Source organism: Streptomyces fuscichromogenes, assembly GCF_014645815.1.
GTDB classification, from domain to species: Bacteria; Actinomycetota; Actinomycetes; order Streptomycetales; family Streptomycetaceae; genus Streptomyces; species Streptomyces fuscichromogenes.
This window is the reverse complement of the sequence record NZ_BMML01000037.1, coordinates 48,849-61,198: the sequence shown is the minus strand read 5'-3', so window position 1 is coordinate 61,198 and position 12,350 is coordinate 48,849. Positions and strand designations below refer to the sequence as shown.

At 71.8% G+C, this 12,350-nt stretch carries 12 protein-coding genes; 5 read left to right on the top strand and 7 right to left on the bottom strand.

Features of this window, described 5'->3' with window-relative positions; genetic code table 11:
* The first annotated feature begins 7 nt into the window (after window positions 1-7).
* Window positions 8-421 (top strand): DUF742 domain-containing protein, encoded by a 414-nt coding sequence (locus IEZ11_RS45435; protein ID WP_189268945.1) that lies wholly within the window; start codon window positions 8-10, stop codon window positions 419-421.
* Between the two features lie 188 nt (window positions 422-609).
* Window positions 610-1,215, top strand: coding sequence for a GTP-binding protein (locus IEZ11_RS45430; protein ID WP_189268944.1), 606 nt, complete (start codon window positions 610-612; stop codon window positions 1,213-1,215).
* A gap of 3 nt (window positions 1,216-1,218) precedes the next feature.
* Here IEZ11_RS45430 and IEZ11_RS45425 read toward each other — a convergent pair whose 3' ends face one another.
* Window positions 1,219-1,647 carry a PPOX class F420-dependent oxidoreductase gene (locus IEZ11_RS45425; protein ID WP_189268943.1) on the bottom strand — a complete coding sequence of 143 codons (429 nt, stop codon included), beginning with the start codon at window positions 1,645-1,647 and terminating at the stop codon, window positions 1,219-1,221.
* 95 nt (window positions 1,648-1,742) lie between these two features.
* On the opposite strand from IEZ11_RS45425, the gene IEZ11_RS45420 reads away from it, so the two are divergent.
* The gene (locus IEZ11_RS45420) at window positions 1,743-2,156 is read left to right on the top strand and encodes a roadblock/LC7 domain-containing protein (RefSeq protein WP_189268942.1); all 414 of its coding nucleotides are present in this window, start codon (window positions 1,743-1,745) and stop codon (window positions 2,154-2,156) included.
* A gap of 127 nt (window positions 2,157-2,283) precedes the next feature.
* The gene (locus IEZ11_RS45415; protein WP_189268941.1) at window positions 2,284-3,162 is read left to right on the top strand and encodes a DUF6397 family protein; all 879 of its coding nucleotides are present in this window, start codon (window positions 2,284-2,286) and stop codon (window positions 3,160-3,162) included.
* A gap of 82 nt (window positions 3,163-3,244) precedes the next feature.
* Here the strand turns inward: IEZ11_RS45415 and IEZ11_RS45410 are convergent, their stop codons facing one another.
* A complete protein-coding gene (locus IEZ11_RS45410) occupies window positions 3,245-4,111 on the bottom strand; it encodes an acyl-CoA thioesterase (protein WP_189268940.1) in 867 nt (288 codons plus the stop codon).
* A 55-nt stretch (window positions 4,112-4,166) separates the two neighbouring features.
* Window positions 4,167-6,680 (bottom strand): DEAD/DEAH box helicase, encoded by a 2,514-nt coding sequence (locus tag IEZ11_RS45405; protein WP_189268939.1) that lies wholly within the window; start codon window positions 6,678-6,680, stop codon window positions 4,167-4,169.
* Window positions 6,681-6,825: 145 nt separating this feature from the next.
* On the opposite strand from IEZ11_RS45405, the gene IEZ11_RS45400 reads away from it, so the two are divergent.
* Window positions 6,826-7,620, top strand: a complete 795-nt coding sequence (locus IEZ11_RS45400) for a metal-dependent hydrolase (protein WP_189268938.1) — start codon at window positions 6,826-6,828, stop codon at window positions 7,618-7,620.
* 8 nt (window positions 7,621-7,628) lie between these two features.
* On the opposite strand, the gene IEZ11_RS45395 is transcribed toward IEZ11_RS45400, so the two are convergent.
* The 4 genes from IEZ11_RS45395 to IEZ11_RS45380 form a co-directional block, all read right to left on the bottom strand.
* Window positions 7,629-7,904: a type B 50S ribosomal protein L31 gene (locus IEZ11_RS45395; RefSeq protein ID WP_189268937.1), complete on the bottom strand. Its 276-nt coding sequence runs from the start codon at window positions 7,902-7,904 to the stop codon at window positions 7,629-7,631.
* A 45-nt stretch (window positions 7,905-7,949) separates the two neighbouring features.
* On the bottom strand, window positions 7,950-8,420 hold the full coding sequence (locus IEZ11_RS45390; protein WP_189268936.1) for a DUF5709 domain-containing protein: 471 nt from the start codon (window positions 8,418-8,420) through the stop codon (window positions 7,950-7,952).
* 204 nt (window positions 8,421-8,624) lie between these two features.
* A complete protein-coding gene (locus IEZ11_RS45385; RefSeq protein ID WP_189268935.1) occupies window positions 8,625-10,406 on the bottom strand; it encodes an ABC transporter ATP-binding protein in 1,782 nt (593 codons plus the stop codon).
* Entirely contained in the window at window positions 10,403-12,277 is a 1,875-nt protein-coding gene (locus tag IEZ11_RS45380; RefSeq protein WP_189268934.1) for an ABC transporter ATP-binding protein, read from the bottom strand. The genes IEZ11_RS45385 and IEZ11_RS45380 overlap by 4 nt, the downstream gene beginning before the upstream one ends.
* Window positions 12,278-12,350: the final 73 nt, after the last annotated feature.

The window sequence follows — 12,350 nt, the reverse complement described above, 5'->3', positions numbered from 1 at the left end:
GCCACCGATGACCGAGTACATGACGGGCGCCCCGAGCGAACCGGGCAGCCAGTGGTTCGACGGCGAGGCCGGGCCGCTGGTCCGCCCCTACGCCATGACCGGGGGCCGTACCAAACCCGGCCCCACCGGCGTGAAGTTCGACCTGATCGCCCTGGTCACGCTCGACCCGGGTGCGGCCGGCACCGACGACGGCAGCGCGCTCGGCCCCGAACACCGCGCGCTGGTCGACCTGTGCCGGCTGGAGACGCAGTCCGTCGCCGAACTCGCCGCCGGTGCGGACCTCCCCGTGGGCGTGGTCCGGGTGCTCCTGGGCGACCTGCTGGAACTGGGCCGGGTCACCGTGAGCCGCCCGGTGCCACCCGCCCAGCTGCCCGACGAACGGATTCTGCGCGAGGTCATCGAGGGATTGCGGGCACTGTAGATGAGCATCCGGAACCAACCGGGCGCGAGCCGGTCGGAACAGACCCGTTCCGGTCCAACCGTCCGCGACGGAGCGGCAGTTGTCATGATGCTGGCTTCGCGTCGTCCCGTACCCCTTCGCGGGCGTCCCGGCGTCCGCCGCGGCCGCTCCTCCAGGTCCTGTCCAGAGCCCTTCCGAGAGAAGTGATCATGGTCTCCGAGCACTCCGAGTCCACCGCCGACGAACACTCGGCCATGGCGCTCAAGATATTGGTCGCCGGCGGCTTCGGCGTCGGGAAGACGACCCTGGTCGGCGCCGTCAGCGAGATCCGGCCGCTGCGCACCGAGGAGATGCTCAGCGAAGCGGGCCAGCTCGTGGACGACACGGACGGCGTGGACCAGAAGGTCACCACCACCGTCGCCATGGACTTCGGCCGCATCACGATCCGCTCCGGCCTCTCCCTGTACCTCTTCGGCACCCCGGGCCAGGACCGCTTCTGGTTCCTCTGGGACGAACTCTCGCAAGGAGCGCTCGGCGCCGTCGTCCTCGCCGACACCCGCCGTCTGGAGGACTGTTTCCCGGCGGTCGACTACTTCGAGCACCGGCACATCCCGTTCGTCGTCGCCGTCAACTGCTTCACCGGTGCCCGGAGCTACGGCGCCCACGACGTCTGCCGCGCCCTCGACCTGGACCAGGGCACGCCGGTGGTCCTGTGCGACGCCCGCGACCGGGACTCCGGCAAGGAAGTGCTGATCCGGCTCGTCGAGTACGCCGGACGGATGCACACCGCCCGGCTCCTGGACTCGGTGGGCTGAGCCTCAGACCGTGAGGTCCTTGAGGGCCACCACCTTCTCCACGGTGACCCGGACCAGCAGTTCGCCGGGGACGCCGTTGCGGGCGCCGAACTCCTCGGCGCGGTCCGCCCCCATGTAGCGAGCCGAGATCCGGGTGGCCGAATCACGGACCTCGCCCAGGTCCTCCGACAGCCGGGCGCGCCCGTTCAGCACCACGAAATTGAAGGGCGGCAGGTCGTCGTCCACGCAGAGGGCGACACGCCCGTCACGGGCGAGATTGCGCCCTTTCACGGACTCTTTGCCGGTATTGAAGACCAGTTCGTCCCCCTCCAGCAGGAACCAGATGGGAGCCACATGCGGGCTGCCGTCGGCGTTTACGGTGGACAGTTTGCCGGTGCGGGTGCCGTGCGAGACGAACGCCCGCCATTCCTCGTCGGTCATCTTCTGTGCCATGTCCCCATCCTCCTTGCCCGGACGCCGGTGGTGGGGAAGGCTGGCGGGGAGATCCTCCAGCCAGGGGGAGACGGCACACGGGGAGACGCTTCGACATGGCGCAGAACCAGGGACTCGCCTGGCTGCTCGACGACCTGACCGAGCGCGTGGAACATGTACGGCACGCGCTGGTCCTGTCCAACGACGGCCTGGTCACGGGAGCGAGCACGGGCCTCCGCCAGGAGGACGCGGAACATCTGGCGGCCGTCGCCTCCGGGCTGCACAGCCTCGCCAAGGGCTCCGGACGCCATTTCGGCGCGGGCCAGGTCCGCCAGACGATGATCGAGTACGACGAGGCGGTCCTGTTCGTCACCGCGGCCGGAACCGGCAGCTGCCTGTGCGTGTTCAGCGGTGCGGAGGCCGACATCGGCCAGATCGCCTACGAGATGACCCTGCTGGTCAACCGCGTCGGCGAACACCTCGCGGTGGACGCCCGGCAACCGGAACGCTCCTCCGCGATAGACCTCTGACCTGCGGATTCATGACCTGCCGTGGAGTTGTCCACAGGCCCGCCACGAGTCTCGCCGAAACGGCTACGGTCTTTTCCACGGCGAGCGCACCGGGCGCGAGCCACCCACACCACGGGGGAGAACGACCATGTCCGGCACCACCCTCGCCGCATCCCGCCCGCTCGCCTGCACGCCGAGCCGCGCCGCCCGCGAACTGGGCCTCAAACGGGGCGAGTTCGATCTCGCGGTACACCTCGGGCGGATCCGCACCGTACCCGACGACGGAGGCGGGGGAGCCGCCGGGGGCCGCCGCGTCCCCCGTACCGAGATCGACCGGCTCCAGGGCCGGGCCGAATCCCTCCGCGAGAGCGTGCGGGTCGTGGGCACGACCGAGGGCGCGGCCCTGATGGGGATCCCGGCGGGCAGGTTCACCCGCGTCGCGAAACTCGGCCTGGTGACTCCGGTGAGGTGGTACCCGAATCGCTACCGGGCCGTGGTCTGGCTCTATCTCGCCGAGGAGCTGGGGCAGTTCGCCGCCGCCGAGCAGAACACACGACTGCTCACCGGCCGTACGCCCGCGGAGCTGAGCGACCGGTTGAGGGCGGGCGCGGACCAGCGGGCCCGCAACTGGCGCGGACGCCACTGCGGTTTCCTGCTGCGGCAGGCGGACGGGCCGTGGCAGCGGGCCGGGGTGGTGGCCGGTTTCCTGGACCCCGGTGACATCGACGACCTGCTCACGGACCCTCATGAACGCGCCCATGTGACGGCCTTGCGGCCGGCCCCGCCCGCCCACGGCGCACCGGGCTCGCCGGCCGCGCAGCTCGCCGAGGAGCTCATGACGGCGGCCGACCCGGACGAGATCGACTGGTTCAGGCACGACCTGGCACGGGAACTCGGGCAAGCCCGCGCACACCGGCCGGCGCCTCGCCCCGCCGCACCCTCCCGGCCCCCCGCGCCCGACCGGCCGACGCTCTCCCGGAGCCTGCGCGGCTGGCTGCTGCGCAGAACCCCCCGGCCCGCCCACTGACCGGCGGCCCTGACCACGTAGGTGCCCGCGTCCGCGTAGGTGCCCGCGTCCGCGTAGGTGTCCCCGTCCGCGCCTGCTTCGGCTAGAGCGCGCGGAACAACCCCTCCTGGACGACCGACACCAACAGCCGCCCGTCGAGGTCGTAGACCCGCCCGCGGGCCAGACCGAGCCCGCCCGTGGCGACGGGGGACTCCTGCTCGTACAGGAACCACTCGTCCGCGCGGAACGGCCGGTGGAACCACATGGCGTGGTCCAGCGAGGCGATGTCGAAGTTCCGCGGCCCCCACAGCGGTTCGACGGGGACGCGGACCGCGTCCAGGAGGGTCATGTCACTGGCGTAGGTCAGTGCGCAGGTGTGCACCAGCGGATCGTCGCCCAGCGGGCCGACCGCACGCATCCACACGGCGCTGCGCGGCTCGGCGCCCGCTATGTCCTCGGCGTTCCAGCGCAGCCGGTCGACGTAGCGGATGTCGAAGGGCTGGCGGCGCGCCATCCGCTCCAACTGCTCGGGCAGCTCGCCCAGATGCTTGCGGATCTCCTCGGCGAGCGTCGGCAGCGACTCCGGATGCGGCACCTCACGGGCCGGCGGCAGCTGGTGCTCGAAGGCTCCCACCTCAGGTTTGTGGAAGGAGGCGGTCAGATTGAAGATCGTGCGGCCCTGCTGCACGGCGGTGACCCGGCGCGTCGTGAACGACCGGCCGTCCCGGACCCGTTCGACCTGGTACACGATCGGCACGCCCGGCCGGCCCGGGCGCAGGAAGTACGCGTGCAGCGAGTGCACCGGCCGGTCGCCCTCCGTGGTGCGGCTGGCGGCGACCAGCGCCTGGCCGGCCACCTGGCCGCCGAAGACCCGCTGGAGGGACTCCTGGGGGCTGCGGCCACGGAAGATGTTGACCTCGATCTGCTCCAGGTCGAGCAGATCGACCAGTCTCTCGGCCGGGTTGGTCATGGGTCGGGTTCTCCTGTGCTGGGGGCTGTGCTCGAAGCTGTTCCGGGACCTGTGCTCAGAGCTGGCCGACGTCGGTGACGCGGACGACCGCACGGCCCTCGGCGTCGGAGGCCGTCAGGTCGATCTCCGCGCTGATGCCCCAGTCGTGGTCGTCGTTGGGGTCGTCGAAGATCTGGCGGACCCGCCACAGCGCGTTCTGCGGCTCCTCCTGGATCACGAGCAGCTTGGGACCGCGGGCGTCGGGGCCCGTGCCCAGGTCCTCGTACTCGTCCCAGTACCTGTCCATCGCCTCGCCCCAGGCCTCGGCGTCCCAGCCGGAGTCCGCGTCCAGCTCACCGAGCTCGTCCACCCGGTCGAGGGCCGCGAGCTCCACGCGCCGGAACATCGCGTTGCGCACCAGGACCCGGAAGGCACGCGCGTTGGCGGTGACCGGCTTGACCTCGTCGGCCTTCTCCTGGGCCTCCTCGGCTGTCATCTCCTCCGGGTTGGCGAGCTGCTCCCACTCGTCCAGCAGGCTGGAGTCGACCTGCCGGACCGTCTCGCCCAGCCACTCGATCAGGTCCTGGAGGTCCTCGGACTTCAGGTCGTCCGGGATGTTGTGGTCGAGGGCCTTGTACGCGCTCGCGAGGTAGCGCAGCACGATCCCCTCGGTGCGGGCCAGCTCGTAGAGCGACACCAACTCCGTGAAGGTCAGCGTCCGTTCGTACATGTCCCGGATGACCGACTTCGGCGACAGCGGGTGGTCGCCGACCCAGGGGTGGCTCTTGCGGTAGGTGTTGTAGGCGTGGAAGAGCAGCTCCTCCAGGGGCTTCGGGTAGGTGACGTCCTGGAGGCGCTCCATCCGCTCCTCGTACTCGACGCCGTCCGCCTTCATCGCGGCCACGGCCTCGCCCTTGGCCTTGTTCATCTGGGCAGCCAGGATCTGGCGAGGGTCGTCCAGGGTGGACTCCACGACGGACACCATGTCGAGGGCGTACGAAGGCGATTCGGGGTCGAGGAGTTCGAACGCGGCGAGCGCGAACGTGGACAGCGGCTGGTTGAGCGCGAAGTCCTGCTGGAGGTCGACGGTGAGCCGGACGATACGGCCGGTGGCGTCGGGCTCGTCGAGCTTCTCGACGATGCCGCCGTCGAGCAGCGAGCGGTAGATCGCGATCGCCCGGCGGATGTGCCGCAGCTGCTGCCTGCGCGGCTCGTGATTGTCCTCCAGCAGGTGGCGCATCGCCTCGAAGGCGTTGCCCGGGCGGGCGATCACCGACAGCAGCATCGTGTGCGTGACCCGGAACCGCGAGGTCAGCGGCTCCGGCTCGGAGTCGATCAGCTTCTCGAAGGTGTTCTCCGTCCAGCCGACGAAGCCCTCCGGCGCCTTCTTGCGCACCACCTTGCGCCGCTTCTTCGGGTCGTCGCCCGCCTTCGCGAGGGCCTTCTCGTTCTCGATGACGTGCTCGGGCGCCTGAGCTACCACCAGTCCCGCGATGTCGAAGCCGGCCCGGCCCGCGCGGCCGGCGATCTGGTGGAACTCACGGGCCCGCAGGGTGCGCACGCGGTTGCCGTCGTACTTGGTGAGGGCGGTGAACAGCACCGTGCGGATGGGCACGTTGACGCCCACGCCCAGGGTGTCGGTGCCGCAGATGACCTTCAGCAGACCGGCCTGCGCGAGCTTCTCCACCAGGCGCCGGTACTTGGGAAGCATGCCGGCGTGGTGCACGCCGATGCCGTGCCGGACGTAACGGGAGAGGTTCTGGCCGAACTTGGTGGTGAAGCGGAAGTTGCCGATCAGCTCGGCGATCTGCTCCTTCTCCTCCTTCGAGGACATGTTGATGCTCATCAGCGCCTGCGCCCGCTCCACCGCCTGCGCCTGCGTGAAGTGCACGATGTAGACCGGCGCCTGCCTGCTCTCCAGGAGCTCGGTGAGCGTCTCGGTCATCGGGGTGAGCCGGTACTCGTAGGAGAGCGGCACCGGGCGGGTCGCCGAGCGGACCACCGCGGTGGGGCGGCCGGTGCGGCGGGTGAGGTCCTTCTCGAAGAAGGAGACGTCGCCGAGGGTCGCGGACATCAGGATGAACTGCGCCTGCGGCAGTTCGAGGAGCGGGATCTGCCAGGCCCAGCCGCGGTCGCCCTCGGCGTAGAAGTGGAACTCGTCCATGACGACCTGGCCGACGTCCGCCTGCTTCCCGTCGCGCAGGGCGATGGAGGCGAGCACCTCGGCGGTGCAGCAGATGACGGGCGCGTCGGAGTTCACGGAGGCGTCGCCGGTGAGCATGCCGACGTTCTCGGTGCCGAAGATCTTGCACAGCTCGAAGAACTTCTCCGACACCAGCGCCTTGATCGGAGCGGTGTAGAAGGTGACCTCGTCCCGGGCCAGCGCGGCGAAGTGCGCACCCGCGGCGATCATGCTCTTGCCGGAGCCGGTCGGCGTCGACACGATCACGTTCGCCCCGGAGACCGCCTCGATCAGCGCCTCCTCCTGGTGGGGGTAGAGCGTGAGACCGCGCTCCTGCGCCCAGGCCTCGAAGGCCTCGTACAGGGCGTCGGGGTCGGGGGTCGGCGGCAGCTGATCGATGAGGGTCACGCACCCATCTTGCCTGGCCCACCCGCCCAGGGGGGAATCGGCTTCGAGTACGAAGATCATGGCCGCTACGCTGTGTCGCCGACGGAGCGTCATCGCACCCGGTCAACTGGACAGCGGTACACGAGGAATGGGGCGGGCAACGGCCATGATGGGACCAGCACACTCACTGTCGGGGGCTGCCGCCTGGCTCGGCGTAGGAGCCGCGGCGGCGGCGACCGGGCATACGATGCCCTGGCCGGTGCTGCTGGTCGGAGCGCTGATCTGCGCCGGCGCCGCGCTCGCCCCGGACCTCGACCACAAGGCGGCGACCATCTCGCGAGCCTTCGGACCGCTGTCGCGCTGGGTCTGCGAGATCGTGGACAAGCTCTCCTACGCCGTCTACAAGGCGACCCGGATGGCGGGCGACCCGCGCCGCAACGGCGGCCACCGGACGCTGACGCACACCTGGGTGTGGGCGGCGCTGATCGGCGGGGGCTGCTCGGCCGCGGCGATCCTCGGCGGCCGCTGGGCGGTGCTGGCGATCCTCTTCGCGCACATGGTGCTGGCGATCGAGGGCCTGCTGTGGCGGGCGGCGCGCGGCTCCAGCAGCGACATCCTGGTGTGGCTGCTGGCGGCCACCAGCGCGTGGATCCTGGCCGGCGTCCTGGACAAGCCGGGCAACGGATCGGACTGGCTGTTCACCCAGCCCGGCCAGGAGTACCTGTGGCTGGGGCTGCCGGTGGTCCTGGGGGCGCTGGTGCACGACATCGGGGACGCGCTGACCGTCTCCGGCTGCCCGGTCCTGTGGCCCATCCCGATCGGCCGCAGGCGCTGGTACCCGATCGGCCCGCCGAAGGCGATGCGCTTCCGGGCCGGCAGCTGGGTCGAGCTCAAGGTGCTCATGCCGGTGTTCATGGTGCTCGGCGGCATAGGCTGCGCGGCCGCTCTGAACGTGATCTGACCCGGCGGTCAGCCGGCCTCCGAGGGCCGGCCCGCCTCCGAGCCGCTCCCGTAGCGGCGCTCGAAGGCGGCGACCCGGCCCTCGGAGTCCACCGTGCGGGCCTTCCCGGTGTAGAAGGGGTGGCTCTCGGACGAGATCTCCACGTCGACCACCGGGTAGGTCCGGCCGTCGTCCCACTCGATGGTCTGGTCGCTGGTCGCGGTGGACCGGGTCAGGAAGGCGTAGCCTGCGGCGCGGTCGCGGAAGACCACGGCATGGTAGTCGGGGTGCTTGTCCTGCTGCATGGCGGCTCCTGGAAGGACGGGGCGGGCGGGCAGGGGCGGGCGGGCTCAGTCGTAGGCGGTGTCCTCGTCGACGATGTGCATCGCGGCCTCCTCGGCGGAGGCCCCGGCGCCGTCGATGCCGACGTCGGTCGCCACCAGGCCGTTCTCGTCGTCCTCGTGAGCCCCCTCGTTCGGGGCCACGAGCCGGCCGGAGCGCAGGTCGCCGACCTCGTTGTCGAGGGGTTCGCCGTCGCTGCCCTGGCAGTCGCCGATGCCGTCGCCGTCGGGGGCGGCCAGATCGGGCAGTTCCTCGGCGAGCCGCTGGTCCAGGGTCTCGCCCCGGTGCCGCTCCGCCGCCGTCACCCCGGTGTGCTCCACCGCCCACGGCCGTTCGGGCGGGGACCAGCCACGGTCCAGGGGCTCGCTGACCCCGTCGGACTCCAGCGTGTCCTCCACGTCGAGCAGCCCCGTGTCCTCACGGATCTCGGATCCGTCGGGCTGGTAGACGTCGTCCCCCCATCCGTCGGCGGTGGTCACGGCTACCTCCAGGGGGTGAGGACGCGGTCCGCGGGGCGGGCCGCCGGCACGCTCGACACCGGTGCGCGACGGGAACCGACGGTTCCCGCCCGGCCCCCGAACCGGTGCCGCTCTCCAGCCTTCCACCCCAGCTCGCACCCGCGCAACGGCACGGGGCGCGACCTGCGGTGCACCCCTCGCGCCCGCACCCCGTGCCTCGGCCTGTCACCCGTGCCAGGACCGCCACAGCGCCGCGTAGGCGCCGTCGGCCGCCACCAGCGCGTCGTGGCTGCCGAGCTCGCTGATCCGGCCGTTCTCGACCACGGCGATGACGTCCGCGTCATGGGCGGTGTGCAGCCGGTGGGCGATGGCGACCACCGTGCGGCCGTCCAGGACCCGGGCCAGGGACCGCTCCAGATGCCGGGCGGCGCGCGGGTCCAGGAGCGAGGTCGCCTCGTCCAGGACCAGCGTGTGCGGGTCGGCCAGCACCAGCCGGGCCAGCGCGATCTGCTGCGCCTGCGCCGGGGTCAGGGCGAGCCCCCCGGAGCCGACCTCGGTGTCCAGACCCTCCTCCAGGGCCCGGGCCCAGCCGTCCGCGTCGACCGCGCCGAGGGCCGCCCAGAGCTCGGCGTCCGCCGCGTCGGTCCGGGCGAGCAGCAGGTTGTCGCGCAGGGAGCCCACGAAGACGTGGTGCTCCTGGTTGACGAGGGCGACATGGGAACGGACCCGCTCGGCGGTCATCCGGGACAGCTCGGCGCCGCCCAGGGTGATCCGGCCGTCCCGGGGTGCGTAGATCCCGGCGAGCAGCCGGCCGAGGGTGGACTTGCCCGCGCCCGAGGGGCCGACCAGGGCCAGCCGGGTGCCGGGCGCGACCTCCAGCGAGACCTCGCGCAGCACGTCGACGCCCTGGAGGTAGCCGAAGCGGACCTCGTCCGCGTGCACCTCACGCCCGGCGGGGGCCAGCGCGGCGTCCCCGGCGTCCGGTTCGATGTCCCGGACGCCGACGAGCCGGGCCAGCGACACCTGGGCGACCTGGACCTCGTCGTACCAGCGCAGGATCAGGTTCACCGGGTCGACGAGCATCTGGGCGATGAGCGCGCCCGTCGTCAGCTGGCCGACGTCGATCCAGCCCTTCAGGACGAAGGTGCCGCCGATCATCAGCACCGAGCCGAGGATCGTCACGTGGGTGGCGTTGATCGCCGGGAACAGCACCGACCGCAGCCACAGGGTGTAGCGCTCCCATGCGGTCCACTCCTTGACCCGGCGGTCGGACAGGGCGATGCGGCGCTCGCCGAGCCGGTGTGCCTCGATGGTGTGGCCGGCGTCCACGGACTCCGCGAGGGCGGCGGCCACGGACGCGTATCCGGCGGCCTCGGAGCGGTAGCCGGCGGGCGCCCGCCGGAAGTACCAGCGGCAGGCGACCACCAGGACCGGGAGGGCGAGCAGCACGCTGGCGGCCAGCGGCGGAGCGGTGACGGTGAGCCCGCCGATCAGCAGCACGACCCACACCACGCCGATCGACAGCTGCGGCACGGCCTCCCGCATGGCGTTGGCGAGCCGGTCGATGTCCGTGGTGATCCGGGACAGCAGGTCGCCCGTGCCCGCCCGTTCCAGGACGCCCGGTGGCAGCCCGACCGACCGGACGAGGAAGTCCTCGCGCAGATCGGCCAGCATCCGCTCACCGAGCACGGCTCCCCGCAGCCGCACCTCGCGCACGAAGACGGACTGGACGGCGAGCGCGACCACGAACAGGCCGATGGTCAGGCCCAGATGGAGTTCGCGGGCGCCGTCCGAGACCCGCTCGACGAGCCCGCCGAGCAGGTACGGGCCGGCCATGGAGGCGATCACGGCCACCGTGTTGACGGCGATGAGGACGCAGAAGGCCCGGCGGTGCCGCTGGAACAGTTCGGCCACATAGGCACGCACGGTGGCGGTGGCACCGACGGGCAGGGTGGTGGCCGTCGTCGGGGCCGCCGGGTCGTACGCCGGTGGCGCGACGCCGATCATGCGCTCTCCTCGATCTCTTCCAGCGCCCTGCTGCGCAGGGCGACTTCGTCTTCTTCCAGGGCCTTGCTGCGCAGCGCGGCTTCGTCTTCTTCCAGCGCCTTGCTGTGCAGTGCGGCTTCGTCCTCTTCGAGCGCGGCCTCGTCGTCCGTCTCGCGGGTCACGACCGACCGGTACCGCCGTTCGCTGCGCACCAGTTCGCGGTGTGCGCCGACGGCCACGACCTCGCCCTCGTGGACGAGGACCACCCGGTCGGCCAGGTCGAGCAGCAGCGGCGAGGAGGTGAAGACCACGGTCGTACGGCCGGACCGCACCGCGCGGAGCCCCTCCGCGATCCGGGCCTCGGTGTGCGAGTCGACGGCGGAGGTGGGTTCGTCCAGGACCAGTACCCCGGGGTCGGTGATCAGCGACCGGGCCAGCGCGAGGCGTTGGCGCTGCCCGCCGGACAGGGACCGGCCCCGCTCGGTGATCCGGGCGTCCAGCGGGTCGGTGACGTCCAGCGAGCCCTGGACCAGGGCCGCCAGGACGTCCCCGCACTGGGCGGCGGCCAGCGCGTCCTCGGCCCGCACGGCCCCGGAGGACGGCACGTCGAGCAGCTCCCGGAGCGAACCGGACAGCAGCACCGGGTCCTTGTCCTGGACGAGCACCGCGGTGCGGGCGGCCTCCAGGGGCAGCTCGTCGAGCGGCACACCGCCGAGCAGTACGGAGGTGCCGGCCTCGGCGGGATGGCCGCCCAGCCGTTCGGCCAGGAGTCCGGCCGCGTCGGGGTCGCCGCAGACCACGGCGGTCAGCCGGCCCGCGGGAGCGAGCAGACCGGTGGCCGGGTCGTACAGGTCGCCGTCCGGCACGGTGTCCGCCAGGGAGCCACCGGTGTCCGTGGCCCGCTCCAGGGAGAGCACCCGCGCGGCCCGTTTCGCCGACGGGCGCGAGAAGGAGTAGGCCATGGCGATCTCGGTGAAGTGCTGCAACGGATAGTTGAGGATCATGACCGCGCTGTAGACGGTGACCAGTTCGCCGACGGTGACGCGGCCCTGCCGGGCCAGCTGGACCCCGTGCCAGACGACCGCGATCAGCAGCAGTCCGGGCAGCAGCACCTGGATCGCGGAGATCAGCGACCACATCCGGGCGCTGCGCACGGCGGCGTGCCGTACCTCCTGGGAGGCGCGGCGGTAGCGGTCGAGGAAGAGGTCCTCACCGCCGATGCCGCGCAGCACGCGCAGTCCCGCGACGGTGTCCGAGGCCAGCTCCGTGGCCCGGCCGGCCTTGGCGCGCTGGAGGTCGGCGCGCCGGGTGGCCCGGGGCAGCAGCGGCAGCACGGACAGCGCGACCAGCGGCAGACCGGCGGCGACGACCCAGCCCAGGGCCGGCTGGTAGACGACCAGGGCGACGCCGACCACGCCGACCGTCAGCGCGGCGGCGGTGAAGCGGGAGACGGCCTCCACGAACCAGCCGATCTTCTCGACGTCGCCGGTGGAGACGGCCACCACCTCACCGGCCGCCACCCGCCGGGTCAGCGCGGAGCCCAGCCGGGTGGCCTTGCGGGCGAGCAGTTGCTGGACCCGGGCGGCCGCGGTGATCCAGTTGGTGACGGCGGCCCGGTGCAGGAAGGTGTCGCCGACGGCGACCGCGGTGCCGCACAGCACCAGCAGACCGCCCGCCAGCGCCAGCCGGTCGCCGGAGCGGTCGACGACGGCCTGCACGGCGAGACCCACACAGAACGGGAGCGCCGAGACGGCCACGAAGTGCAGCAGTCCCCAGGCCAGTGCCTTGAGCTGACCGCCCAGCTGATTCCGCCCGAGCCACCACAGGAACCGGGGGCCGGAACGCGCGTCCGGCACGCCCGGATCGGAGTACGGAAGATCTTGAATCTGCATGACGTCCCAGCGGTTCGGGTCGGGAGAGGCGGCGACGAGCCGTGAAAGGTTCGCGTCGGAGCGTCATCGAAAT